General features: G+C 74.5%; 25 protein-coding genes. 11 read left to right on the top strand and 14 right to left on the bottom strand.

Annotation, left to right across the window (positions count from 1 at the left end; all coding sequences use genetic code 11):
• The first annotated feature begins 6 nt into the window (after positions 1-6).
• Positions 7-720, top strand: a complete 714-nt coding sequence (locus tag ACZ6O2_RS16690; RefSeq protein ID WP_466023435.1) for a thymidine kinase — start codon at positions 7-9, stop codon at positions 718-720.
• Positions 721-725: 5 nt separating this feature from the next.
• On the opposite strand, the gene ACZ6O2_RS16685 is transcribed toward ACZ6O2_RS16690, so the two are convergent.
• The 3 genes from ACZ6O2_RS16685 to ACZ6O2_RS16675 form a co-directional block, all read right to left on the bottom strand.
• Positions 726-1,184 carry an Rv0361 family membrane protein gene (locus tag ACZ6O2_RS16685; protein WP_350705564.1) on the bottom strand — a complete coding sequence of 153 codons (459 nt, stop codon included), beginning with the start codon at positions 1,182-1,184 and terminating at the stop codon, positions 726-728.
• A 147-nt stretch (positions 1,185-1,331) separates the two neighbouring features.
• Complete coding sequence (locus ACZ6O2_RS16680) at positions 1,332-1,979, bottom strand: response regulator transcription factor (protein ID WP_350705562.1); 648 nt, start codon at positions 1,977-1,979, stop codon at positions 1,332-1,334.
• Entirely contained in the window at positions 1,976-2,932 is a 957-nt protein-coding gene (locus ACZ6O2_RS16675) for a HAMP domain-containing sensor histidine kinase (protein WP_350705560.1), read from the bottom strand. Before ACZ6O2_RS16675 ends, ACZ6O2_RS16680 begins: the two co-directional genes overlap by 4 nt.
• A gap of 473 nt (positions 2,933-3,405) precedes the next feature.
• On the opposite strand from ACZ6O2_RS16675, the gene ACZ6O2_RS16670 reads away from it, so the two are divergent.
• From ACZ6O2_RS16670 to ACZ6O2_RS16655, 4 genes are all read left to right on the top strand, one after another.
• The gene (locus tag ACZ6O2_RS16670) at positions 3,406-4,704 is read left to right on the top strand and encodes an ArsB/NhaD family transporter (RefSeq protein ID WP_466023434.1); all 1,299 of its coding nucleotides are present in this window, start codon (positions 3,406-3,408) and stop codon (positions 4,702-4,704) included.
• Between the two features lie 55 nt (positions 4,705-4,759).
• Positions 4,760-6,286 carry a potassium/proton antiporter gene (locus ACZ6O2_RS16665; RefSeq protein ID WP_466023433.1) on the top strand — a complete coding sequence of 509 codons (1,527 nt, stop codon included), beginning with the start codon at positions 4,760-4,762 and terminating at the stop codon, positions 6,284-6,286.
• Positions 6,286-6,771, top strand: coding sequence for a cation:proton antiporter regulatory subunit (locus tag ACZ6O2_RS16660; protein ID WP_466023432.1), 486 nt, complete (start codon positions 6,286-6,288; stop codon positions 6,769-6,771). The genes ACZ6O2_RS16665 and ACZ6O2_RS16660 overlap by 1 nt, the downstream gene beginning before the upstream one ends.
• Before the next feature lie 63 nt (positions 6,772-6,834).
• Positions 6,835-7,206, top strand: a complete 372-nt coding sequence (locus ACZ6O2_RS16655; RefSeq protein ID WP_466023431.1) for a VOC family protein — start codon at positions 6,835-6,837, stop codon at positions 7,204-7,206.
• Positions 7,207-7,313: 107 nt separating this feature from the next.
• Here ACZ6O2_RS16655 and ACZ6O2_RS16650 read toward each other — a convergent pair whose 3' ends face one another.
• A complete protein-coding gene (locus tag ACZ6O2_RS16650) occupies positions 7,314-8,312 on the bottom strand; it encodes a tyrosine-type recombinase/integrase (protein ID WP_466023430.1) in 999 nt (332 codons plus the stop codon).
• A gap of 231 nt (positions 8,313-8,543) precedes the next feature.
• Between ACZ6O2_RS16650 and ACZ6O2_RS16645 the strand changes: the two genes are divergently transcribed.
• Positions 8,544-9,536 carry a helix-turn-helix transcriptional regulator gene (locus ACZ6O2_RS16645; protein WP_466023429.1) on the top strand — a complete coding sequence of 331 codons (993 nt, stop codon included), beginning with the start codon at positions 8,544-8,546 and terminating at the stop codon, positions 9,534-9,536.
• 49 nt (positions 9,537-9,585) lie between these two features.
• On the opposite strand, the gene ACZ6O2_RS16640 is transcribed toward ACZ6O2_RS16645, so the two are convergent.
• From ACZ6O2_RS16640 to ACZ6O2_RS16615, 6 genes are all read right to left on the bottom strand, one after another.
• Positions 9,586-10,017, bottom strand: a complete 432-nt coding sequence (locus ACZ6O2_RS16640) for an Hsp20/alpha crystallin family protein (protein ID WP_357461943.1) — start codon at positions 10,015-10,017, stop codon at positions 9,586-9,588.
• Between the two features lie 70 nt (positions 10,018-10,087).
• The gene (locus ACZ6O2_RS16635; RefSeq protein ID WP_466023428.1) at positions 10,088-10,600 is read right to left on the bottom strand and encodes a GNAT family N-acetyltransferase; all 513 of its coding nucleotides are present in this window, start codon (positions 10,598-10,600) and stop codon (positions 10,088-10,090) included.
• Positions 10,601-10,658: 58 nt separating this feature from the next.
• Complete coding sequence (locus ACZ6O2_RS16630) at positions 10,659-11,072, bottom strand: DUF6069 family protein (protein WP_466023427.1); 414 nt, start codon at positions 11,070-11,072, stop codon at positions 10,659-10,661.
• Positions 11,073-11,148: 76 nt separating this feature from the next.
• The gene (locus tag ACZ6O2_RS16625; RefSeq protein ID WP_466023426.1) at positions 11,149-11,622 is read right to left on the bottom strand and encodes a MarR family winged helix-turn-helix transcriptional regulator; all 474 of its coding nucleotides are present in this window, start codon (positions 11,620-11,622) and stop codon (positions 11,149-11,151) included.
• Between the two features lie 52 nt (positions 11,623-11,674).
• The gene (locus ACZ6O2_RS16620) at positions 11,675-12,193 is read right to left on the bottom strand and encodes a DUF2087 domain-containing protein (protein WP_466023425.1); all 519 of its coding nucleotides are present in this window, start codon (positions 12,191-12,193) and stop codon (positions 11,675-11,677) included.
• Positions 12,194-12,249: 56 nt separating this feature from the next.
• A complete protein-coding gene (locus ACZ6O2_RS16615; protein ID WP_466023424.1) occupies positions 12,250-12,747 on the bottom strand; it encodes a MarR family winged helix-turn-helix transcriptional regulator in 498 nt (165 codons plus the stop codon).
• A gap of 11 nt (positions 12,748-12,758) precedes the next feature.
• Here ACZ6O2_RS16615 and ACZ6O2_RS16610 point away from each other — a divergent pair, with 11 nt between their 5' ends.
• Positions 12,759-14,033, top strand: coding sequence for an MFS transporter (locus tag ACZ6O2_RS16610; protein ID WP_466023423.1), 1,275 nt, complete (start codon positions 12,759-12,761; stop codon positions 14,031-14,033).
• Between the two features lie 56 nt (positions 14,034-14,089).
• Here ACZ6O2_RS16610 and ACZ6O2_RS16605 read toward each other — a convergent pair whose 3' ends face one another.
• Both ACZ6O2_RS16605 and ACZ6O2_RS16600 read right to left on the bottom strand, forming a co-directional pair.
• Positions 14,090-14,722 carry a response regulator gene (locus ACZ6O2_RS16605; RefSeq protein ID WP_466023422.1) on the bottom strand — a complete coding sequence of 211 codons (633 nt, stop codon included), beginning with the start codon at positions 14,720-14,722 and terminating at the stop codon, positions 14,090-14,092.
• Positions 14,719-15,918 carry a sensor histidine kinase gene (locus ACZ6O2_RS16600; RefSeq protein ID WP_466023421.1) on the bottom strand — a complete coding sequence of 400 codons (1,200 nt, stop codon included), beginning with the start codon at positions 15,916-15,918 and terminating at the stop codon, positions 14,719-14,721. The genes ACZ6O2_RS16605 and ACZ6O2_RS16600 overlap by 4 nt, the downstream gene beginning before the upstream one ends.
• A gap of 179 nt (positions 15,919-16,097) precedes the next feature.
• Between ACZ6O2_RS16600 and ACZ6O2_RS16595 the strand changes: the two genes are divergently transcribed.
• From ACZ6O2_RS16595 to ACZ6O2_RS16580, 4 genes are all read left to right on the top strand, one after another.
• Complete coding sequence (locus ACZ6O2_RS16595; RefSeq protein ID WP_466023420.1) at positions 16,098-17,168, top strand: ABC transporter permease; 1,071 nt, start codon at positions 16,098-16,100, stop codon at positions 17,166-17,168.
• A complete protein-coding gene (locus tag ACZ6O2_RS16590) occupies positions 17,165-17,845 on the top strand; it encodes an ABC transporter ATP-binding protein (RefSeq protein WP_350705527.1) in 681 nt (226 codons plus the stop codon). The genes ACZ6O2_RS16595 and ACZ6O2_RS16590 overlap by 4 nt, the downstream gene beginning before the upstream one ends.
• 87 nt (positions 17,846-17,932) lie before the next feature.
• Complete coding sequence (locus tag ACZ6O2_RS16585; RefSeq protein ID WP_466023419.1) at positions 17,933-19,486, top strand: ArnT family glycosyltransferase; 1,554 nt, start codon at positions 17,933-17,935, stop codon at positions 19,484-19,486.
• 159 nt (positions 19,487-19,645) lie between these two features.
• Positions 19,646-21,100, top strand: coding sequence for a hypothetical protein (locus tag ACZ6O2_RS16580; protein WP_466023418.1), 1,455 nt, complete (start codon positions 19,646-19,648; stop codon positions 21,098-21,100).
• Positions 21,101-21,182: 82 nt separating this feature from the next.
• Here the strand turns inward: ACZ6O2_RS16580 and ACZ6O2_RS16575 are convergent, their stop codons facing one another.
• Together ACZ6O2_RS16575 and ACZ6O2_RS16570 are read right to left on the bottom strand one after the other, a co-directional pair.
• On the bottom strand, positions 21,183-23,246 hold the full coding sequence (locus tag ACZ6O2_RS16575) for an amylo-alpha-1,6-glucosidase (RefSeq protein ID WP_466023417.1): 2,064 nt from the start codon (positions 23,244-23,246) through the stop codon (positions 21,183-21,185).
• Complete coding sequence (locus tag ACZ6O2_RS16570; RefSeq protein WP_350705519.1) at positions 23,243-23,620, bottom strand: SCP2 sterol-binding domain-containing protein; 378 nt, start codon at positions 23,618-23,620, stop codon at positions 23,243-23,245. The genes ACZ6O2_RS16575 and ACZ6O2_RS16570 overlap by 4 nt, the downstream gene beginning before the upstream one ends.
• Between the last annotated feature and the right edge of the window lie 34 nt (positions 23,621-23,654).

The raw sequence follows: 23,654 nt of genomic DNA, 5'->3' as shown, positions 1-23,654 counted from the left end.
CCGACCGTGACCGACCACGCCGCCGCCCCGACCTGTCTGGCGCGCCCGCCGCTGGGCCCCGACGACTCCCCCGCCCGGTGCGCCGCGGCGCGGGGCGTGGACGGGCGTCCGCTGCACGCCGCGGCGTTGAAGTTCTTCTGGGGGCCGATGGACTGCGGCAAGTCCACGATGGCGCTGCAGATGAACCACAACCACGCCCGGCAGGGCCGCCGTGGCCTGGTCACCACCCGCATCGACCGCTCGCTGGGCCCGCAGGTCACCACCCGCATCGGGCTGGCCCACGAGGCCGTCGAGGTCACCGACGACCTCGACCTGCGCACGCTGGTGCGCGACACGTGGGCCGAGGGGGTCCGCGTCGACTACCTCATCTGCGACGAGGCCTCCTTCTACAACCTGGAGCACATCGAGCAGATGGCCGAACTGGTCGACAGCTACGACGTCGACGTGTACGCGTTCGGGCTGGCCACCGACTTCCGGTCCTGCCTGTTCCCGGCCGCGCAGCGGCTGTTCGAACTCGCCGACGAGGTGGCCCGCATCCAGGTCGAGGTGCTCTGCTGGTGCGGCCGGGAAGGGCTGCTCAACGCCCGGGTGGTCGGCGGGCGGGTCGTCCGCGAGGGCGAACAGGTCGTCATCGGCGACACGGTGGACAGCGCGCAGGTGCGCTACCAGGTGCTGTGCCGGCGGCACTACCGGGCCGGCGAGCTCGGCCCGCGCCGCTGACGGCGTCAGTACGGGTCACCGCACACCCGCCAGTCGCCGCCCTCCCGCACCACCGACAGCTTCCGCTCCTCGGTCAGCCCGTTGTCGCGGGTCAGCCGCACCGTCACCGTGCCCTGCGGGCGGCCGCCGCGCGTCGCCACCGACACGTCGAGGATCTCGTAGCCGCTGACCACCGGCGGCGTGCGCAGCCAGCTGGTGAACCCGATCGGGCTCCACCGGGTGCGCGCGTCGGCGCAGAGCCGGTCGTACGCGCCGTCGGTGTCGCCCGCCGCGACCGAGCGCAGGAACCCGTCGGCGGTCTCCCGCACCGGGCCGCTGGCCTGCGTGACCACCTGCACGTTCCAGGCGCCCAGCCCGGCCACCCCGACGCAGCACAGCAGCACGGCGACGCCCGCGAACACCAGCCCGGTGCGCATCGGGCGGCGCCGCCGGGCCGGCCGGCTCCACGGCTGCTCAGCGCCCACCCGTCGACCGTAGAGAACCGGTGGGGCCGCCCGCAGGAAAAGTCGGCCCGGCCCGGCCCGGCCCGGACGGGCGCCGTGTCGTCCCCCGTCGGCGCGCGCCCCGCGAACCCGCCGACGCGTCCACCCGCAGGGGCCCGCCGGGCCGGCTCACGGCTCGATGAGGCCGGCCCGGATGGCGTAGCGGGTCAACTCGAGCCGGTCCCGGAGGCCGAGCTTCTGCAGCAGGTTGGCCCGGTGCCGTTCGACGGTCTTGACGCTGATGAACAGCAGGCGGGCGATCTCCTTCGACGAGTGGCCCTCGGCGACGAGCTTGAGGATCTCCTCCTCGCGTTCGGTGATGGCCCGCGCCGGCAGGCTCTCGCCGCGCGCGGTGCGTTCCAGGTAGGTGCGGATGAGGGCGTTGATCGCGCCGGGATAGAGGAACGGCTCGTCGCGTACGGCGGCGCGACAGGCCTCCACCAGGTCACGGTCGGCGACGGACTTGAGCACGTAGCCGTTGGCGCCGACCTTGAGGGCCTCGAAGAAGTACTGCTCGTTGTCGTACATCGTCAGGATGAGGATGCGCAGGTCCGGCTGCTGCCGGGACAGCTCCCGGGCCGCCTGCAGGCCGGTCATCCGGGGCATGGCGATGTCGAGGATGGCCAGGTCGGGGCGCTCGGCCTGGGCCAGGGCGACGGCCTCCGCGCCGTCGCCGGCCTCCGCCACGACCGTCAGGTCCGGTTCGCTGTCGAGGATGAGCCGGACCCCGCGGCGCACCAGGGCGTGGTCGTCGGCGAGCAGGATGCGGGTCGTCACGGCCGGCCGTCCCGGTCGGTCAGCGGCACCCGCAGCCGCACCTCGGTGCCGCCGGCCGGGCCGGAGGTCACGGCGAGCGGAGCGCCTATGAGCAGGGCCCGCTCGCGCATGCCGCGGATGCCGGCGCCCTCGGCCGCGTCGCCGACGCCCCGGCCGTCGTCGCGGATCCGCAGCTGCACGTGGCCCGGCTGAGCGGCCAGGGACACCTCGACGGTGGTGGCCCTGGCGTGCCGGACGGTGTTGGTGAGGGCCTCCTGGGCGACCCGGTAGATCACCAGCTCGGCCTCGCCGTCGAGGGCCGGCAGGTCCGCGCCGAGGTGCTGGCGCACGGCCAGCTCGGTGTGCCCGGTGACCTCCGTGACAAGCGCCTTCAGGGCACTGATCAGGCCGAGTTCCTCCAGCACCCCGGGGCGTAGCCGGCGGGCGATGCGGCGGATCTCGTCGAGGCTGTCGCGGGTGGTCTCCTGCACCTGGGCGAGCTGCGCGCGAACCGGGTCGGGCGCGTGGCGGGCGACCTGTTTCAGTTCGAGCAGGACCGCGGTCAGCGTCTGGCCGACCTCGTCGTGCAGCTCCTGGGCGATACGGCGGCGCTCGGCCTCCTGGGCGGACAGGGCGGCGGCAGCGCTGGTCGCCCGTTCCGCCTCCAGACGGTCGATCATGGCGTTGAAGGCGCGGATCAGCTCCGCGATGCCGGCCTGCCCGGCCGGGACCGGGCGCGGCTCGGGCTGGAGCAGGTCGATGGTGGTCATGGCCCGGGTCAGGCGGCGCAGCGGCGCCAGGCCGACCCGCAGCAGCGCGGCGTTGGCGACCAGCATCGCGGCGAGGCCCACGGTCAGGACGACGGCCTCGGTGAGCAGCACCGGGGTGGAGACCGTGACCGGGCCGAGCAGCAGCAACGTGGCGGTGACGAGGACCGCCGCGTTGAGCAGGAAGATCCGCCAGAACAGCGACACGACGACGCCTCCCTTCCCGGCCCTGGTGCCCCGCCGGCCCGCGCCGACATCGGCAATTGTCCGCGGGCCGGCGGGCGGCGGGTGGTCACGCTCCGCAGCGGTCCCCCTCTTCATGATCCAGCCTGCCCGGCGGCGCGCGTGGTGTAAATGCGTGCCCGCACCCATTTGTCCGCCGCGACCCGCGCCGGGCTGGGCCGACCGCCGGCGGCGACGGCGGCAAATGGGTGTCAGCCCCGATGTCGGCCCGCACCGGGCGAATGACCATGAGGACAGGCCCGGATCGCTCGGGCCCCACCCCTGCGCACCCGGATGCACCGCCTGGCGGTGCGCTGCCGCGTTGCGCCGAACCCCTCCTGGGAGGACCCCGTGAACCGTCACCTGGTGCTGTCAGCACCCGTGCCACCGGAAGCCGCGATCCTCGCCCGTGGGCACCGGCCCACCATCACGGAGAACGGCCCGCCGGGCGGGCGCCCGTGAGCGTCTGGCCCGCCCTGGCCGCGACCGCCGTCTTCGTGGTCGCGTTCGTGTTCATCGCCACAGAGAAGATCAACCGGGTCGCGGTGGTGCTGGGTGCCGCCGGCCTGATGGTCGTGCTCGGGCTCGTGCCCGGGTCGCACGTGTTCTACGAGCAGCACGCCGGCATCGACTGGGACGTCATCTTCCTGCTCCTCGGCATGATGATCATCGTCGGGGTGATCAAACAGACCGGGGTGTTCGAGTTCCTGGCGATCTGGGCGGCACAGCGCTCGCGGGGGCGCCCGTTCCGGCTGATGGTGCTGCTCATGGCGATCACCGCCGCCCTGTCGCCGTTCCTGGACAACGTCACCACCGTCATGCTGGTCGCCCCGATCACCATCTCGGTGTGCCGCCGGCTGGGCGTGCCCGCCGCGCCGTACCTGATCGCCGAGGTGCTCGCCTCCAACATCGCCGGCGCCGCGACCCTGATCGGCGACCCGCCCAACATCATCATCGGCAGCCGGGCCGGGCTGAGCTTCAACGACTTCCTGGTGCACATGGCGCCGGTCACGCTGCTGATGTTCCTCGCGTTCCTGGTGCTGGCGCGGGTCATGTTCCGCCGCTCGTTCGTGCACCACCCCGAACGGTTCGAGGCCGTACGCGACATGGACGCCCGCGCCGCCATCACCGACCCGCGGATGCTGGTCCGCTGCCTGGTCGTGCTCGGCCTGGTGATGGCCGGGTTCATGCTGCACACGGTGATCCACGTCGACGTGGCCGTCGTCGCGCTGCTCGGCGCCGGGCTGATGGTCCTGGTGACCCGGGCGGACACGTCGGCGTACCTCGCCGAGGTCGAGTGGCCGACGCTGGTCTTCTTCACCGGGCTGTTCGTGATGGTCGCCGGCCTCACCGAGACCGGGGTGATCGGGCTGATCGGGGAATGGGCCAGTGACGCCGTCGGCGACAACTTCTTCACGGCGGCCACCGGCCTGATCTTCGGCTCGGCGGTGCTCGGCGCGTTCTTCGACAACATCCCCTACACGGCGACCATGGCGCCGATCGTGGAGAACCTCGTCGCCGGCGCCCCGGATCCCGTCACCGGCGAGGCGCTGTGGTGGTCCTTCGCCCTCGGCGCCGACCTGGGCGGCAACGGCACGGCCGTGGCGGCCAGCGCCAACATCGTCGTGCTGGGCATCGCGGCCCGCGCCGGCGAGCCGATCAGCTTCTGGCAGTTCACCCGGTACGGCATCGTCACGACGGTGCTGACCACGGTGATCGCGTGGGGGTACGTGTGGCTGCGTTACTTCGCCGCGTAGCCGGCGCCCAGGGCGGGCGCGACGACGCGTCCGCCCCGGGCGCGAGGGGGTCGACGTGAACCTCGGCGAGCTGTACGTGACGCTGGCCGTCGGCACCGGCGTGGTCCTGGCCAGCGTCGGCGCGGCCCGGCTGGCCACCCGGCTGGGCATGCCGGTCCTGCTGGCGTACCTCGGCGTCGGCCTGCTGCTGGGCCAGGACGTCGCCGGCTTTCCCTTCGACGACGCGGCCCTGGCACAGGCCCTGGGCCTGGCGGCGCTGGCGGTCATCCTGGTGGAGGGCGGCCTGACCACCAGGTTCAGCGACGTACGCGGCGTGCTGGCGCCCGCGTCGGTGCTGGCCACCGTCGGCGTGTTCGTCAGCGTCGCGGTCACCGCGGGGGCGGCGTACCTGCTGCTGGACGTCGACTGGCAGATGGCGCTGCTGCTGGGGGCGATCGTGTCGTCCACCGACGCGGCGGCGGTGTTCTCCGTCCTGCGGTCGGTGCCGCTGCCCCGACGACTGACAAGCCTGGTGGAGGCCGAGTCGGGGCTCAACGACGCCCCGACGCTGATCCTGGTGCTCACCTTCAGCGCCGCCACCCTCGACACCGTCGCCCCCCTGCCCCTGATCGGCGCGATGGCCTACCAACTGGTCGCCGGCGGGGCGATCGGCGTGGTGACGGGGGCGGCCGGCGTGTGGCTGCTGCGGCGGCTGACCCTGCCGACCTCCGGCCTGTACCCCATCGCGACGGTCGCCTGCGGAGTGCTGGCGTTCGCGGTCGCCGGCCTGACCCAGACCAGCGGATTCCTCGCCGCCTACCTGGCGGGGCTGGTGCTCGGCAACTCCGGCCTGGCACACCGGCGAGCCACCCACTCGGTCGCCGAAGGGCTGGGCTGGATCGCCCAGATCGGCCTGTTCGTGATGCTCGGCCTGCTGGCCACGCCCAGCGAGCTGCCCGCCGCGATCGTCCCCGCGATCGTGGTCGGCACGGCCCTGCTGCTGCTCGCCCGGCCCGCGTCCGTGCTGGTCTCGCTGGCCGCGTTCCGCATCCCGCTGCGCGAACAGGCCTTCCTGTCGTGGGCCGGACTGCGCGGCGCCGTGCCGATCGTGCTGGCCACCATCCCGGTCGTCGTGGGGGCTCCGGGCAGCGAACAGGTCTTCAACATCGTCTTCGTGCTCGTCGTGGTGTTCACGGTCATCCAGGCGCCCACCCTGCCCTGGCTGGCGCGCCGGCTGCGCCTCGCGTCGCGCGACGTCGGGCCCGACCTGCAGATCGAACTGGCGCCGCTGGACGCCATGGACGCCGACCTCATCCACGTCACCGTCGAGGCCGGCTCCCGCCTGCACGGCGTCTACCTGCCCGAGCTGCGGCTGCCGCCGCCCGCCGCGACCACCCTCGTCGTGCGCGGCGACGACACCTTCGTGCCCGACCACCACACCCGGCTACGCGTCGGGGACCAGCTCGTCGTGCTCACCACGCCACCCGTACGCGACGCCACCGAACGGCGCCTGCGGGCCGTCGCGCGCGCCGGGCGGCTGGCCACCTGGTTCGGCGAGACCGGCCAGGCGCACACCGCACCATCCCAGGACAGGAGGCAATGATGCAGATCGAACGTGTCCCGCTGCCCGGCATCGGCGTCGGCTACACCGTGCACACCAGTGAGGGGCAGCTGCTCGGGGTCATCTGCCACCGCGGCGGGCGGCGCGACCTCGTCCTCTACGCGCCCGGCGATCCGGACACCGTCGAGCGGTCGCTGTCGCTCAGCCCGGCGGAGGCGCAGGAGGTGGCCGAGCTGCTGCATCCGGTCGCCACCGTCGACCACGTCACGCACCTGGAGCGGCACCCCGAGGCGATCAGCGTCGCCGAGCTGCCGGTCACGGCCGCGTCGCCCTACGACGGCCGGCCCCTGGCCGACGCCGTCGCGCGTACCGGCGGCGTGACCGTCATCGCCGTGCTCCGCGCGGGCCAGACGATCACCGCGCCCGGGGACGGGCACGTCCTCGCCCACGGCGACGTCCTGGTCGCGGCCGGCACCCAGGAGGGCATCGGGGGGCTGAGCCGCCTGCTCGCCCTCGCGGACCCGTAGACCGCCGCGAGGTGGGCGCGTACCTGACAGTGGATGTCAGGTACGCGCGGCAGACTGCCGGGTATGACAGTCACCGCCGACCTCGCCATGGTCAACCTCGACAGCCCCGACCCCGTCGCCCACGCCGCGTTCTGGCAGCGTGTCCTCGGTGGGGAGATCACCCACAGCCAGCCGGAGTACGCGATGGTCACCGCCGGGGGCGTGGCCGTGGGCTTCGGCCTGGTCGAGGGGTACCGGCCGCCGTCCTGGCCGGACGAGGGCGCCGGCAAGCGCTACCACCTCGACCTGTACGTCGACGACCTCGCGCAGGCCGAGAACGAGTTCGTCGCCGCCGGCGCCACGAAGCCGGACTTCCAGCCCGGCGGCGACCGGTGGGTGGTGCTGACCGACCCGGCCGGGCAGCCGTTCTGCATCTGCCCCCGCCCGCAGGGCTGACCCACTCCAGGCGGAGGCCACCCGCAGGGCGGCCCACGGCAGGCGCCCGGTGGTGCCGCGCGGCGTTTCCTTCGCGCGCGGCACCACCGGGCGCGCGGACGTCGGTGTCAGCCGCGGCGGCGGGCTCGGGCCGCCCAGATGGCGTACGCGGGGTCGCGGTCGAGGTTGTGCCGGTCCCGGTCGTAGCGGCGGGTGGTGCGCGGGTCGGCGTGGCCCATCGCGTCCTGCACGTCCTCCAGCGGGACCCCCTCGGCCCGGGCGGTGGTGGCGAAGGCGTGCCGCAGCGAGTGCGGCGACAGCTTCGCCCAGGCCGGAATGCCGGCCGCCCGGGCCAGCCGGCGTACCAGCCGGAACACGGCGTGCCGGTCCAGCCGGGCCCCGGTCGCGGTGACCAGCAGCGGGCCGGTCAGCTCGTGCACCGCCACGCCCTGGGCGGCAGCCCGCTGGGCCAGGTACGCGTCGACCGCGTACGCGGTGCCGGGGGTCAGGGCGCGGCGGCGGGACTTGCCGCCCTTGCCGACGAACCGGACGCTGCGGTGGCCCCGCTCGGCGCCCAGGTCGGTCAGGTCGAGCGAGACCAGCTCCCCGACGCGCAGCCCGAGGTCGGCCAGCAGCGCGATCGCGGCACGGTTGCGGGCGGCGGTCGGCCCCGTGTCGGCCTCGGCGGCGGCGAGCAGCGCGTCCACCTCCTCCGGGCTGAGCCCCACCGTGGCGGAGTGGTCCCGGTCGATGCGGGGTCGGTCGGCGCCGGCGACCGGGTTGGCGTCCACGGCCCGCAGCTTGACCAGGAAGTCGTACCAGCTCGACAGGGCCGAGAGCCGGCGGGCGACCGTGGCCGGGGTGAGCGGCTTGCCGCTGCGCGCGGCCAGCGTCGCCTCCAGCCCCCGGGCGTACTCGTTGACGTGCAGGAAGTTCGCGTGCAGCGGGTCCAGCTCGCGGGCGGCGCACCAGGCGAGCCACCCGGCGACGTCCCGCCGGTACGCGTCGCGGGTGTGCTCGGACAGCCGCCGGTTGCGCAGCCACGCCTCGGTGAAGTCGGTGGGGCCGACGGGCAGGGCCGGCGCGGGCGACTGGCGGGGCCGCGCCGGGGCGTTCGGGGACAGCATGTGAAAAAGGCTCTCAGCTCCGGATGGCAAACGGGAGGAGGCGCGCCCTACATGATCGGCGCCGCCGCCGGCTCCTCGACGACCCGCCGGCCGACCATCCGCCAGCGCCGGCGGAAGCCGACCGCCTCGGCGAACCAGGCGCCGTGGCGGGCCGTCACGAGGATGCCCCCGGCACGGCTCGACCGCCCCCGGCCACCGGTCTACCGCCGCCCGGGGCGGTACCGTCGGGCGGTGCGCGCGAGTCGGCTGGTCTCCCTGCTGCTGCTCCTGCAGACCCGGGGCCGGATGACCGCCCCGGAGCTGGCCGAGGCCCTGGAGGTGTCGGTGCGCACCGTCTACCGGGACGTGGAGTCGCTCGGCGCCGCCGGGGTGCCGGTCTACGCCGATCGCGGCCCCGCTGGCGGCTACCGGCTGGTCGACGGCTACCGCACCCGGCTCACCGGGTTGACCGCCGGCGAGGCGGAGGCGCTGTCCCTGGCCGGCATGCCCGGCCCCGCCGCCGAGCTGGGCCTCGGGTCGGTGCTCGCCGCCGCGGAGCTGAAGCTGCGCGCCGCGCTGCCGGCGGAGCTGGCCGACCGGGGCGGCCGGATCCGGCAGCGGTTCCACCTCGACGCCCCCACCTGGTTCCGGGAGCCCGAACCCACGCCGCACCTGGCTGAGCTGGCCCGGGCGGTGTGGGAGGACCGGCGTGTCGAGGTGCGCTACCGACGGTGGAAGGCTCCGCGGGAGGTGACCCGGACGCTGGCCCCGCTGGGCGTGGTGCTCAAGGCCGGCCGCTGGTACCTGGTGGCCGACGCGGGCGGGCAGGTGCGCACCTACCGGGTCGCGGCGGTCCTCGCGCTGACCGTCCTCGACGAACGGTTCGACCGGCCGGACGGCTTCGACCTGGCCCGCTGCTGGCAGGAGCACGCCGACCGGTACGAACGCGGCGTGTACCGGGACGAGGCCCGGGTGCGGATGACGACGGCCGCGCTGGAGCTGGCGGCGCACGTCCTGCCGCCGGCGATGAGCCGGGCGGCGCGGACGGGGGCCTCCGAGCCGGACCCGGCCGGCTGGGTGCACACGACGGTGCCGATCGAGTCGGTGAAGCACGGCCACGTGGAGTTGCTCAAGCTCGGCGCGCAGGTGGAGGTGCTCGCGCCGGCCGAGCTGCGCGACCGGCTCGCCGCCACCGCGCACGCCCTGGCCGCGCTCTATCCGCCCGCGGCGTGCCGCCGGGCATGACCGGGGGGCGGGGCGGTCGCGCCGGTCGTCCCGCCCCCCGGTCGGGTGTTCAGGCGTTGATCTGCTTGCGGCCGTTGCCGTCGGCCGGGGCGGTGATGGTGACTCGGCGGGGCTTGGCCCGCTCCGCCACCGGGATCCGCAGGGTCAGCACCCCGTTGTCGTAGCCGGCCTCGAGCCTGTCGGTGTCGAGGGTGTCGCCGAGGAACAGCCGCCGGGTGAAGGTGCCCATCGGGCGTTCGGCGGCGACGAGCTCGACGCTGTCGCCGGTGGGCCGCTGCCGCTGCGCGCGGACGGTCAGCACGTTGCGCTCCACCGTGCAGTCGATGCTGTCCGGGTCGACGCCGGGCAGGTCGAACGCCGCGTAGAACCAGTCACCGTCGCGGTAGGCGTCCAGCGGCATGACCGCGGGGCGCGCGGCGGTGCCGAAGAACTGCTCGGTGAGCCGGTCGATCTCACGGAACGGGTCGGTGCGCATCAGCATGGTCCTGCCTCCTCGGTTCTCCTGGCCGAAGGTCCTAAGTTGAGTCCTAGTGACTCAACTTGCCACTTCTCTATTTAGCGCGTGGCGCGGCCGTCGTCAACTGGAGGACCTTCTCGAACCAGTGCTCGGCGTAGACGTCGTCGTTGTAGGCCGGGATCTCCCGGTAGCCGTGCCGGGCGTACAGGGCTCGGGCCTCGACGAGGTCGCTGCGGGTGTCCAACCGGATCCGGGCGACGCCGGCGGCGCGCGCCCGTTCCTCCACGGCGGCGAGCAGAAGCGCGCCGCCGCCGCGACCGCGGTGCGCGGGACGCACGTACACCCGGGTCAGCTCCGCCCAGCCGGGGCGGAACCGCAGCCCGGCGCAGGCGGCCGGACGCCCGTCGCGGTGGGCGACGAGGAGGAATCCGGTGGGGGCGGTCAGGTCGTGGCTCGGGTCGTCGGCCATCGCCGCCGCGACCTCGCCCGGGCGGACCGGGCGGCCGTGGTAACGGCGGACCATCTCCTCGTAGTAGGCCTCGAGCAGGACCGCCGCGTCCGGGTGGTCGGGATCGGTCGGGGCCACGGTCCAGTCTGTCGTCGTCACCCACCGATCATCACGGGCCCGGCAAGGGGAATATCCGCCGTGGCGGCGGACGGGCAGGTCAGGCGCGGCGGGCCGGCAGCAGCGGGATCAGCGCCGCAGCCACCGCCAGGTGCATCGCGCCCAGGGCGACCTTGGCCCCGGCGGTGGCCTCGGTGGCGAAGACCGGGGCGAGGGAGAGCAGGGCCAGCACCACCGCGAGGACCGCCCAGACGACGGCGGCCCGCCGGCCGAGGAAGCGCTCCAGCACGACCAGCCCGACCCAGCCGACCAGGGCAGAGACGAGGGCGAAGACGACGACGGGGGCGAGCCCGACGGTGAAGGCGGGCTGGCCGGGGTTCTCGACGGTGTAGTCGACCCCCGCGATCGCGCCGACGGTCCAGATCAGCGCGCAGGCCAGGACGGCGGCGCCGACGCCGAGCGCGCGCCGGCGGACGGACGGGGTGGTGGGGGCGGTTTCTGCGGTCGCGGTCACGGCTGCTCCTGGGTGAGGGGACGCCAACGGATGCGACCGTATCAGATCGTCTTGGCCGGGACTATCTGTCGCGGAACTAGCATCCGTCGCGCCCGCCGGGGCCGCAGGCCCCGGTGCCGCTGAGCCGGTCGCCGACCAGGCTCGCGATCGACCGCAGGAAGACCGCACGATCGGCCTCGGGCAGCGCCGCCAGCACGTCGTCCTGGATCCGGGCGGCGATCCGCTGCGCCTGGTCGAGGACCTTCTCGCCCTCCTCGGTGACCTCGACGAGACGGGCCCGCCGGTCGCTGGGCGACGGGCGCCGCCGCGCCAACCCGGCCGTCTCCAACTGGTCGAGGGTGACGACCATCGTGGTCTTGTCGATCCCGCACAGCTCGCCGAGCTGGCGCTGCGTCAGTTCACCCGCCCGAGCCTTGAGCAGCACGCAGTGCGCCCGGGGCGAGATGCCGAGCTCGGCCAGGCCCGCGGCATGCTCCGCCATCAACGCGTGACTGGCCCAGGAGAGCATGAACATGAGGTCGGGGGTGCCGCCCGGCGCACACGAGGTCATGCGCCGAGGCTAACAAGGTGGTCCGGGGACAGACGGTTCGCGGCGCGGACGATCAGCCGCCGACGCGCCAGTAGACGCCCTGCTCCCGGGCCAGCAACTGCTCGTCGACCAGGTACCGCCGCAGCGTCACGTGGTCGGAACCCCCGCCCTCGCACCACCGCCGCAGCACCTCGTCCACCGCCCGCTCCGGATAGCGCACCCCCGGCTCGAAGGCCGTCGCGACGTGCGCCAGCAGCACCCGCCGCCGGCCGCGCTGCGCCGGCAGCCCGACCAGGACGCCGTCGCGCAGGAACGTGCGCAGCACCCGGTCCGCGGGCTCCCCCGCCGGTCGGGGCTCCGCCGGCGTGCGGGCCGCCTCCCGCAGCCGGTCGGCGTCCACCCGCAGCTCACCGTCGCCGTCGGCCACCAGGCCCGCGTCGACGAGCCGCCGGACCGCGGTGACCACCTGCCGGGCGGGCAGCCCGGTGCGCTCGGCCACCGCCGGGGCGTCGGCGCCGCCCAACACGATCGCCGCGAAGACCCGCCGTCGTACGTCGTCGGCGAGCGCTCCCGCCAGAGCCTGCGCTGTCATGCCGGTCACCCTGCCAGCCGGCGTACGCCCGCCGCCACGGCATTTCCGCCCGGCGGTCAGTCGGCCGGGGCGTCGGCGCGCAGCACCACCCGGCGCAGCAGGTCGGACAGCAGTCGCCGCTCGTCCGGGGCGAGGGCGGCCAGCAGCCGGTGCTCCTCGGCGCCTCCGACGTCCATGGCCCCCCGCCAGGCGGCCCGGCCCGCCTCGGTCAGCTCCACGTCGACCCGCCGCCGGTCGGTGGTGGACGGGATCCGGTGCACGAAGCCGCGCCGGACCAGCGCGTCGACGCGGGCGGTGACGGAGGCGGGAGCCATCGCCATGTCCCGCGCCAGGTCCGACGGCGCGGCCCGGCCCCCTCGGCCGGCCAGGGCGTGCAGGGTGTCGTACTCGTGACCCTGCAGGTCCAGGGCGACGAGGGTCCGCTCCTTGACCTCGCGCAGGTGCCGGGTAAGGAACTGCATCCGCGTCACCGCGCCTTCGACGTCGGGGTCGAGGGTCGGCAGGATCGGCAGCCAGCGCTCGACGTGACGGTCGACGCGATCGCGGTCGGTCATGGACCCACCCTATGCCGGCGCCAAAATATTCGTTGTCGAAAGATTCGACGTCGAAGTACCGTGGTCCGGTGACCCATCCCCTCCGCGTACGCCCGTTCCGGCTGCTCTTCCTCGGCCGCACCGTCTCCGCCGTCGGCGACGCCGTCGTGCCCGCCGCCCTGGCCCTGGCCGTGCTCCGCGCGACCGGCTCGACCGGCGCCCTCGCCCTCGTGCTGGCCTGCGCGATGGTGCCCCGCCTGCTCCTGCTGCCCCTCGGCGGCGTGCTCGCCGACCGGCTCGACGCCCGCCGCGTCGCGATCCTCGCCGACCTCGTACGCTGCGTCGCGCAACTCGTCGTCGGTCTCGAACTCCTCGGCCAGGCCTCGCTCGGCGTGATCGCGGTGGCCGCCGCCGTCGGCGGCGCCGCTGGCGCGTTCGCCCTGCCCACCGCCTCGCCCCTGGTCGCCGGCACCGTCGACGCGACGCAACGGCAACAGGCCAACGCGCTGATGGGCGTCACCGCCAACGCCAGCCGCCTCGCCGGGCCCGCCCTCGCGGGCGCGCTGATCTGGGCCGCCGGCCCCGGCTGGGCGTTCGTCCTCGACGCCGCGACGTTCGCGCTCAGCGCGCTGCTGCTCGCGGTCGTCCGGGTCCGCCACGTCCCGATGCCGAAACGAAGCATCCTCGCCGACCTGACCCACGGCTGGCGGGAGGTCCGCAGCCGCGACTGGTTCTGGACCAGCCTGCTCGGCCACGGCGTCTGGAACGGCGCCGCCGCCGTCCTGACGACCCTCGGCCCGGCGGTCGCCGTGGGACGCCTCGGCGGCGAGGGCGTCTGGGTGCTGATGCTCCAGGCCGGCGCGGTGGGCATGCTCGTCGGCTCGCTGCTCGCCGCCCGGATCCGTCCCCGCCGCCCGGTGCTGGTGGCCAACCTCGGCCTCGCCAGCTACGCCGCGCCGCTGGCCCTGCTCGCCGTCGCCGCCCCCGCCCCGCTGGTCGTCGTCGCCTACGGCGTCGCGCTGACCGCCCTCGGCTACCTCAACCCCGTGTGGGAGACCGTCGTGCAGGGGCAGTTCCCGCCCCACGTCCTCGCCCGCGTCACCTCGTACGACTGGCTGGTCTCCCTCGGCGCGATGCCGCTGGGTTACGCCCTCGCGCCGATCGCGGCGCGGGCCTGGGGCGAGGGCCTGCCGCTGCTCACGGCGGGCGCGCTGGTCCTCGTCGCCTGCGCCGGCACCGCCGTCGTGCCCGGCGTACGACGACTCACCACCGCGCCGCGCGACGGCCTGGCGGCCGCCGTGCGGTGAACAAGGTCCCCGTGGTCGGGGACCGGATCGTGCCGGTCCCCGACGTCGCCCACCGGTCAGCGGCGGATCAACCCGCGGGCCCGGGCGGCGGCGACGGCGGCGGTACGGGAGTCGACCCCGAGCTTGCCGTAGACGTGGACCAGGTGCGTCTTGACGGTGGCGTGGCTGACGTGCAGCCGCCTGCTGATCTGCTGGTTGGACAGCCCGTCGGCGACGAGCTGGAGGACCTCGGTCTCGCGTCGGCTCAACGCGATGCCCGGAGCGCGCATCCGGTCCATCAGCCGGTGGGCGACCGCCGGCGCGAGAGCCGACCTGCCGGCGGCGGCGGCGCGCACCGCCGCCGCGAGTTCCTCGGGCGGGGCGTCCTTGAGCAGGTACCCCGACGCGCCGGCCTCGACCGCGGCGAGAATGTCGGCGTCCGTGTCGTACGTGGTCAGCACCAGTACGACCGGGCCGCCCGCGCGCGCGGTGATGGCGGCGGTGGCCTCGGCGCCGTGCATGCCCGCACCGAACTGCAGGTCCATCAGCACCACGTCCACCCGGTCCCGTTCGGCGAGCGCGACGGCCTGCTCGGCGGTGGCGGCCTCGGCGACCACCTCGAGGTCGGGCTCGGTGGCGAGGACGGCGCGCAGGCCGGCCCGGACGACCGGGTGGTCGTCGGCCAGCAGCAGCCGGATCGGATCGCTCATACGCCCGCCCGTGCCCCGTCGTACGGGTGGGCGAAGGCGACGGTCAGCGCGGTGCCCCGGCCGGGCGCCGACTCCACGGTCAGCGTGCCACCCAGCTCCTCGGCCCGCGCCCGCATCGCCGCCAGCCCGAACCCGCCGTCACCACGACCGGCGACGGCGCCGGGGTCGAAGCCGCTGCCGTCGTCGACCACGGCCAGGACGACGCCGTGCTCCCGGTACCGCAGCGTCACCTCGACGCGGGTGGCCCCGGCGTGGCGCACGGCGTTGGCCAACGCGGACTGGGCGATGCGCAGCAGCGCCACCTCGTGCGGGGTCGGCAGGCGCACCGCCGTCCCGTCGAGGTCACAGTCCACCGCCAGCCCCGACCGGGCGGCGGTCGTGGCGCACAGCCGCCGCAGCGCCGCCGGCAGCGAGCCGCCGTCGAGACCGGGCGGCGCCAGGGCACGCACGAACCGTCGGGCCTCCACCAGGTTGTCCTGCGCCGTCCGGCGGGCCTGCTCGACGTGGTCGCCGGCGACGTCCACCCGCTCCGGCAGGGCCCGCTGGGCGGCGCGCAGCAGCAGTTGGATGCTGGACAGCCCCTGCGCGAGGGTGTCGTGGATCTCGCGGGCCAGGCGTTCGCGTTCGGCCAGGACGCCGGCGGCGTGCTCGGCGGCGGCCAGCTCGCTGCGGGTGGCGGTCAGCTGCTCGATCAACCGTCGGCGGTGTTCGCTCTCCCGGTACAACGCCTGGTAGCCCAGCACCGTGCCGACGGAGACGGCGGCGCCGAGGACCGGCCCGAGCACCACGCCCGGCGTGAGGGCCCCCTGGTGCGCGACCACGCCACCCACCGCCGCCGCCGTCGTCGCCGCCACCGCCACGATCCCCCACCGGACCGGCAGCAGGTGCAGGTGCAGCAGGAACAGGGGGAACGCGAGCCACACCCCGTCCGGAGTCAGGCCGAGCAGCACCAGCCACCCGACGGTCAGCGCCGCCAGCCACGCCGCCGCCGCGCGACGGGACCGGCGGACCGGCGGCAACGCGGCACCGACGGCGTAACCGACGGCCAGCGCCGCCGACACGGCGAGCACGGCGGTGCGGTGCGGGGCCTGCCCCGCCAGGGCACGTCCGGCGACCACCACGAGCAGACCCCCGACCAGCAGGTGCAGGCAGACGCGCAGCACCCGCAACGGCCGGGCAAGCGATTCCGGGTTCACGATGACTCCAGGCTAGGGCGTACACGGCCGCCGCCATCAACCAAAGGGTTGATCCTTGCGTGCGCACTTCGACGCCAGCGGCCCGATCCGCGGCGCGATGCCGACCGGCGTGGATCGGGCGAGGGTTGGTGCCGGGCCGCCACCGTGGCCCCACCCACCAACGGAAGGTTGCTGCGCTCGTGTTCGTCGCGTGGAGAGATCTGCGGTTCGCCAAGGGCCGGTTCGCCCTGATGGGAACGGTCGTGACGCTGATGACGCTGCTGGTCGTCCTGCTGTCCGGCCTGACCGCCGGGCTGGGCCGGGACAGCACCTCGGCCATCACCGACCTGCCCGCCGACCACCTGGTGTTCTCCGCTCCGGCCGACGGGCAGAAGCTCTCCTTCACCGAGTCGACCGTCAACCGGGAGCAGTGGCTGCGCTGGCGGGCCGTCCCGGGGGTGCGCAGCGCCGCCCCACTCGGCATCACCACCACCAGGGTCAGCGCCGGCGACCGCACCGCCGCGCTGTCCGCGTTCGGCGTCCCGGCCGACTCGCACCTGGCCCCCGGCGCCGTCTCCGCCGGGCAGGCCGTGCTGTCCGAGGGGGCGGCCGAGGCCCTGGCCGCCCGGCCCGGCCAGGACGTGGTCGTCGGCGGTCGGCGACTGACCGTCGCCACGGTGGCCGGCGACGCCTCCCACAGCCACACCCCGGTCATCTGGACCGACCTGGCCGACTGGCAGCACCTGGCCCCCGGCGCCGCCGACGACTCCGCCACCGTCATCGCGCTGACCACCGCCCCCGACGCCGACCTGGCCGACGCCGACCGGCAGCTGGACACCCGCACCGTGACCCGCACGGCGGCGCTGTCCGCGATCGGCTCGCACACCGCCGAGAACGGCTCGCTCCAGCTCATGCGCGGCATGCTGTTCGCGATCTCCGCCCTGGTCATCGGCGCGTTCTTCACCGTGTGGACCATCCAGCGCGGCCCCGACATCGCCGTGCTGAAGGCGCTCGGCGCCACCACCGGCCACCTGCTGCGCGACGCCCTCGGGCAGGCCCTGGCGCTGTTGCTCGCCGGCACGGCCGTCGGCACCGCGCTCGCCGTCGCGATCGGCGCCGCGGCGGCCGGCACCGTGCCGTTCGCGCTCACCGCCGGATCCGTCCTGCTGCCGGCCGCCGTGACGATCGCGCTCGGCGCTGCCGGCGCCGCCCTCTCCGTCCGCCGTATCACCTCCGTCGACCCGCTGACCGCCCTGGGGAGCGCCCGATGAGCCTCGAACTGTCCGACGTCACACTGACCTACCCCGACGGGGACACCCGGCTGACCGCACTCGACCGCGTCAACCTGAGCGTGCCGGCCGGCACCACCACCGCCGTCATCGGCCCGTCCGGGTCCGGCAAGTCCAGCCTGCTGGCGGTGGCCGCCACCCTGATCAACCCCGACTCGGGTCGGATCGTCATCGCCGGCACCGACACCACCGGCCTCAGCCGGCGCCAGACGACCGCCCTGCGACGCGCGAAGGTCGGAATCGTCTTCCAGCAGCCCAACCTCATCGCCTCGCTGACCGCCGCCGAACAGTTGCAGGTGATCGCCCACCTCAGCGGCGGCTCCCGCCGCGCCGGACGCGACCGCGCCGCCCGCCTACTGGCCGCGGTAGGGCTGACCGGGCAGGCCGACCGCCGTCCGCACCAGCTCTCCGGCGGGCAACGCCAGCGGGTCAACATCGCCCGCGCCCTGATGAACGACCCGGCGGTGCTGCTCGTCGACGAGCCCACCAGCGCGCTGGACCACGAGCGTGGCGCGGCCGTCATCGACCTGCTCACCGAACTCACCCGGCAGCGCGGCACCGCCACCGTCCTGGTCACCCACGACCGGGGGCACCTCGACCGCGTCGACGAGGTCGCCGAGATGGTCGACGGCCGACTGCGCGTCCCGACGCGGACCTGACCCGCCGCGGGCAGCCGGCGCGGACGACCGCGGGATCCACCCCGACGGGGGCAGCGCGGGCCGGCCGTGCGGGGCGATGATGTGCGGATGGCCGATCCCGTCGCCGACGTCGCCACCCGGACACCCCACCGCGCGACGCCCGCGGACGGCCGTCCCGCCGCACGTGGTCCCCGAGCCACCGGCCCCTGGGCGGTCGCGGCGGCCACGACGGCGGTGCTCCTGCTGCTGTCCGGCCGCTACGGCTACCACCGCGACGAGCTGTACTTCCTGCTCTGCGGCCGGCACCTCGACTGGGGCTACGTCGACCAGGGCCCCCTGGTCCCGGCGCTGGCCCGGCTGACAGACACGATCGCCCCGGGCAGCCTGGTGGCGCTGCGCACCCCGTCGGCGCTGATCGGCGGCGCCGCGGTCCTGCTGGTCGCCGCGATCGCCCGCGAGTTCGGCGCCGGGCGAGGCGCGCAGACGTACGCCGCGTTTCTCGCCGCGACCGCCGGCATCGTCCTCGCCGGCGGTCACCTGCTCAGCACCACCAGCGTCGACCTGCTGGTCTGGTTGGCGGCCGCCCTGGGCACGGTGCGGATGCTGCGCACCGGGGACAGCCGCTGGGCGCTCGGCGTCGGGCTCGCGCTCGGCGTCGGCATGCTCAACAAGCTGCTGCCGGCCCTGCTCGCCGTGGGCCTGCTGGCCGGGCTCCTGATCGCCGGGCCGCGGCCGCTCCTGCGCGACCGGTGGGTGCTCGCTGCCGCGGCCCTCTTCCTGCTGCTCGCCGCGCCCACCGTGACATGGCAGGCGGCACACGACTTCCCACAACTGTCGGTGGCCGCCTCGATCGCCGACGGCGACAGCTCCTACAGTGGCCGGCTCGACGCGCTCGTCCTCCAGGTCGTCATCATCAGCCCCTTCACGGTGCCGATCTGGGTCGCCGGGCTGGTGACGCTGCTGCGCCGGCCGGCCTGGCGGGCGTATCGGGCCGTCGGGTGGGCCTGGCTCGTGGTGGTCGCCATCGTGCTGCTCGCCGGCGGCAAGGGCTACTACGACGCCCCGCTGCTGCTGGTGCTCACCGCCGCCGGGGCGGTCGTCACCGCCGGCTGGGCCGCCCGGGGTCGCGCCCTGCCGCGCCGGGCCCTGCTGACCGTGGGCGCCGGGCTGACCGCCGTCAGCAGCGCGGTGCTGCTGCTGCCCGTCCTGCCCGCCGACCGGCTGCCCGGCTTCGTCGTCGCCGCCAACTACGACGCCGGCGAGACCATCGGCTGGCCCGCCTTCGCCGACTCGCTCGCCACCGTCCACCGTGGCCTGCCCGCCGACCAGCGGCAGCGGGCCGTCGTCCTCACCGCCAACTACGGCGAGGCCGGCGCCGTGGCCCGCTACGGCCCGGCGCGCGACCTGCCGCCCGCCTACTCCGGCCACAACAGCATGGCCGCCTTCGGCCGCCCCCCGGAAACCGCCGACGTGGTGCTCGCGGTCGGGTTCGCACGGCCGGACCGGCTGCGCAGCTGGTTCACCGAGGTCACCCTCGCCGGCCGGGTGGATCAGCGGATCGAGGTCGACAACGACGAGAACGGCGGGCCGATCTGGGTCTGCCGCGGCCTGCGGCGTCCGTGGGCCGCGATCTGGGACACCGAGGTACGCCACCGCGGCTGACCGGCGACCGGGGGCCGGCTCTGGCGACTCGCGGCCCGTACGCCCGCGTCGGGCCCGGTCGCGGCGCAGGGCCCGCTCTGCGCCGCGCAGCCGGGTACGGCAGAGTGGCACCCGACGACCGAGGGCGGCCCGACGGGCCGGGCGGAAGGGACGGTGGCCGTGGAGGGTCCGACCGGGGTGGTGTTCCCCAAGACCGACGTGGGGCGCAGCACCTCCGCGCTCGGGCGGGCCGTCGTCGCCGACGCGCTGCGTGCCGTCGACGCGGTCGGCGCGCGCTCGGCCGAACACGAGACGAACTGGCGGCACGGATACCTCGGGCACTTCCGGCGGCTCGTCGAGGCCGGACTACTCTCCCGCGACGCCGCGGTCACCATCGCCCGGAACGGGCTCGCCGCGCTGCACAGCCGGATGACCGTGGTCCGCGCCGACGGCACCGAGATCGGCCTCGGCGAGGTGTTCACCACCGACGTCGCGCCGCTGCACACCGCGACGGTCGCCGGCACCGGTGAGGTGCAACGCGAGCTGTCCCTGCCGTACCGGGGCCAGCGGCTGCGCGGCGACGACCTGCGCCGCCGGCTCGACGCCTGGGTCACCGCCGGCGTCGTCGAACCGTCCTGCGCCGAGGCCGTACGCGCCGTCATGACGAACCCCGACTGGCTCGACCTGCGCGACCAGCGCATCGTGGTGCTCGGCGCGGGCGCCGAGATGGGCCCGCTGCCGTCCGTGCTGCGCTGGGGCGGCGACGTGGTCGCCGTCGACCTGCCGAGGCCGGAAATCTGGCGGCGGCTGCTGCACACGACGCGCCGCTACGGCGGCCGGCTCCACCTGCCCGTGCCCGCCGGCACCGGCCCCGACGACGAGGCGCTGGCCGCCCACGCCGGCGCCGACCTGCTGCACAACCTCCCGCAGGTGGCCGACTGGTTGCTCGGCGTCGACGGCCGGCTCGTGCTCGGCAACTACGTCTACGCCGACGGCGCGACCAACGTCCGGGTCGCCACCGCCGTCGACGCGCTCACGCTGCGGCTGCAGGACCGCCGCGACGACGTGGCGCTCGCCTTCCTGGCCACCCCCACCGACGTCTTCGCCGTCCCCGGCGACGCGGTACGCCACGCCGAACAGGGCTACGCGGCGCGCGGGATCGTCCGCCGGTCGCTGCGGGTCGCCTCCGGGGGCAGGCTCCTGCACCGCAACTACCCGCCGGGCGTCGACCCCGGCGTCAACGACAGCCTCGTCCCGCAGCAGGGACCCAACTACGCGCTGGCGAAGCGGCTGCAACGGTGGCGGGCGACGGTGGCCCGCGACGCCGGGTCCACCGTGTCGTTCGCGGTGGCGCCGCCCACCCGCACCCGCTCGGTGCTGCGCAACCGCGCGCTGGCCGCCGCGTACGCGGGCGCGCACCGGTTCGGCATCGAGGTGTTCGAGCCGGCGACCAGCAACACGCTGATGGCCGCGCTGCTGGTGCACGCCCTGCGCACCGGCGGGCCGTCGCTGCCGCACCCGTGGCAGGACGAGGCGTACGCCGCGGCGCACGGCGGCCTGTGGCGGGTGCCGTACGCCCCGCGCAGCGCCCTGGGCCTCGCCGTCCTGCTGGGCTTCGGCGGCGCGCGCGCCTGACCGCCTCCCGCGGCGCGCCGTTGGTGAGGAACAGCGCCGCGGCGCCACCGTTCCTGGAACCCCGGACGCGACGTCGCCTGGCTCAGCCGCCGACCGCGTTCGCCTCCGGGGACCTCACGTTGCCGATGGCGTCGACGCGGCCCCACCGCCCGGGAATGTCGAGCAGTTCGATCCGACCGAACCGTTCGGGCAGTGCCGGCGCGACCACCAGGTCATCCCCATACGGCTCGAGACCGAGCAGCGTACGCACCAGCAGCAGGGGCGCCCCGGTGGCCAGGGCCTGTGGGCTGTTCGCCGCGGGATACTGGACGGGGTGCCGGGTCAACTCGCGGTCGTATCCGCCGAACGCCTCCGGAAGGCGCCCCTGGAAATGCCGGGACGCGTCGATGATCCCCTCGGCGATGCGCCCGGCCTCCTCGTCGAATCCGTAGCGGCGCAGCCCCCAGGCGATGAACGAGTTGTCGAACGGCCACACCGTGCCGACGTGGTAGCCGAGGGGGTTGTAACGTCCCTGCCCCTGCGCGAGGGTGCGTACGCCCCAGCCGGAGAACAGTTCGGGGCCGAGCAGGTGTTGCGCGATCTTCGGTGCTCGGGATTCGTCGACGATGCCGCTCCAGAGCAGGTGGCCGATGTTCGAGGAGAGCGCGTCGACCTGGCGGCCGTCGCCGTCGAGGGCGAGGGCGTAGTACTCGCCGTCGGCGACCCAGAAGTCGCGGTTGAAGCGTTCCTTGAGGTCGGCCGCCTCCTGTTCGAGGCGGTCGGCGTACGCGGGGTCGTGCCAGAACTCGCGGGCCAGCCGCGCACCGCGGATCTTGGCGTCGTACGCGTAGCCCTGCAACTCACACGTCGCCCGGGGCAGCCTGGGCAACCGGCCGTCCCGGAACGAGATCGCGTTCGCGGTTTCCTTCCAGCACTGGTTCTCCAGCCCGTTGCGTTCGTTGCGGCGCTGGTACCAGACGTAGCCGTCGCCCATGATGTCGCCGTACTCGTCGATCCAGTGCAGCGCCGCGCGCGCCTCGTCCTCGAACTCGCGCACCACGGCGGCGTTCCCCGTCCACCGCTCGTACTCGTCGAGCAGGATCACGTAGAGGGGGGTGCTGTCGGCGGCACCGAAGTACGGCGCGTGCGGGCGTTCCTCGAACGCGACCAGCTCGCCGTAGCGGAACTCGCGCAGGATCTTGCCCGGCTCCTCGTCCAGCACGTCGTCGAGCACGCTGCCCTGGTCGATGCCGAGCATCCGCAGGGTGTTGACGGCCATGTCCGGTACAAACGGCAACACCTGCAGGCTGGTGAGGATGGGGGCGCGGCCGGTGAGGGTGGCGTCCCAGGGCAGCCCCGCCGCGGGCAGCGGCTCGGCCGGTAGCGTCAACGGCGAGAACCGGAGCGCGGCAAGGTCGACCAGGCTGCGCCGGTACGTCCGCTCCAGTGGCTTCCAGTCGCAGCTCAGCTGCGGGGCCTTGCCGAGCCACTGCCGCAGGTCGCCCTGAAGCTCCGCCCTGTCACGTTGCACGCGGCTGGGATGCACGTGGTCTCGAATGTCTTGACCGTCGGGGCGCAGCACCAGCCCCCGGACATGCAACGTCGTGGCCCACCGACCGTGCGGTTCGATCCGGATGTGGAAGGTCAGCCCCTCTTCGTCGACCTGCGCCGGCTCAGTCGTGGAGATAACCGTCTCCCGCCGGAACTTCTCCCGCACGTAGCCGAGGTGCAGGCGCCCGTCCTCGACGCGCCGGTACAGCCGACCGGGTGGCGTACGGTCCTGTCCGACGACGTTCAGCGGGATGAAGTCGCAGGCCGCGTCCACCCGGACCGTGAACTCGGCCGGTTCCCCGGAATGGTTGAGCACCGTCAACCGCTCCTCGAAGCTGCCGACCACCGATCGTTCCCGGATCACCGAGACCTTGGCGTCCACGTAGTGCGTCGGAGCCCCGGGCACCAGGAAGAACCGCACCTCGAAGTACGACGAATCGTCCATGGCCAGCGGGCTGACCCGTTCGCCGTTGATGGTCAGCAGCCACCGCGAGAGGAACCGGGTGTCGAAGGCGAAGTACCCGCACGGGACGGCGGGCTTCGCGTCTATGTCGCCACTGCCGTCGCTCAGCACGAAGATGTTGCCGTCGAGAATTCTGACGCTGTCGGCCTTCAACCCTGCCTCCCACGGTCACGGGCGGCGATGCGCGGGTGACGCGCGCCGGGCGGCGGCGCGAAGAGCCGCTCCAGCAGGATGATGAGCCGGAATTGCCCCTCGAACGTGATGTCGTTCCTCAGCCAGGCCGGGAGCGGTTTGGCCTCGCCGCGCGCCATCCGGTCGAAGAAGTCGTTGTCGGAGCGGATGGCGATGTCGGCATCGCGGTTCTGCTGTGACACCCGGACGGCGCCGCCGCGGATCTCCACGAACCAGTGGTCGACCTCGCGGCCGCGCTCGAGGTCGAAGCGTATGGTGCCGTCCGTCTTCTTCAGCAGGCGTTCGTGGCCGTGTCGTTCCAGCGCCTCGAAGAACGTCCTGGTCGCCTCCGACATGGCACCACCCCCGTAGAAATCCGCCGGACGAGGA

The sequence above is a fragment of the Micromonospora sp. NPDC048040 genome (genome assembly GCF_055587185.1).
The sequence above is the reverse complement of the archived record's forward strand: the minus strand, read 5'-3'. Positions and strand labels throughout refer to the sequence as shown.

Bases quoted from the DNA above. Each gene is read 5' to 3' on its own strand.
- ACZ6O2_RS16615 (WP_466023424.1), bottom strand. From the start codon at position 12,747: ATGACCGACCGCGATCGCGTCGACCGTCACGTCGAGCGCTGGCTGCCG.
- ACZ6O2_RS16655 (WP_466023431.1), top strand. From the start codon at position 6,835: ATGACAGTCACCGCCGACCTCGCCATGGTCAACCTCGACAGCCCCGAC.
- ACZ6O2_RS16590 (WP_350705527.1), top strand. From the start codon at position 17,165: ATGAGCCTCGAACTGTCCGACGTCACACTGACCTACCCCGACGGGGAC.
- ACZ6O2_RS16605 (WP_466023422.1), bottom strand. From the start codon at position 14,722: ATGAGCGATCCGATCCGGCTGCTGCTGGCCGACGACCACCCGGTCGTC.
- ACZ6O2_RS16625 (WP_466023426.1), bottom strand. From the start codon at position 11,622: ATGACCTCGTGTGCGCCGGGCGGCACCCCCGACCTCATGTTCATGCTC.
- ACZ6O2_RS16620 (WP_466023425.1), bottom strand. From the start codon at position 12,193: ATGACAGCGCAGGCTCTGGCGGGAGCGCTCGCCGACGACGTACGACGG.
- ACZ6O2_RS16650 (WP_466023430.1), bottom strand. From the start codon at position 8,312: ATGCTGTCCCCGAACGCCCCGGCGCGGCCCCGCCAGTCGCCCGCGCCG.
- ACZ6O2_RS16660 (WP_466023432.1), top strand. From the start codon at position 6,286: ATGCAGATCGAACGTGTCCCGCTGCCCGGCATCGGCGTCGGCTACACC.
- ACZ6O2_RS16610 (WP_466023423.1), top strand. From the start codon at position 12,759: ATGCCGGCGCCAAAATATTCGTTGTCGAAAGATTCGACGTCGAAGTAC.
- ACZ6O2_RS16640 (WP_357461943.1), bottom strand. From the start codon at position 10,017: ATGCTGATGCGCACCGACCCGTTCCGTGAGATCGACCGGCTCACCGAG.
- ACZ6O2_RS16585 (WP_466023419.1), top strand. From the start codon at position 17,933: ATGGCCGATCCCGTCGCCGACGTCGCCACCCGGACACCCCACCGCGCG.
- ACZ6O2_RS16570 (WP_350705519.1), bottom strand. From the start codon at position 23,620: ATGTCGGAGGCGACCAGGACGTTCTTCGAGGCGCTGGAACGACACGGC.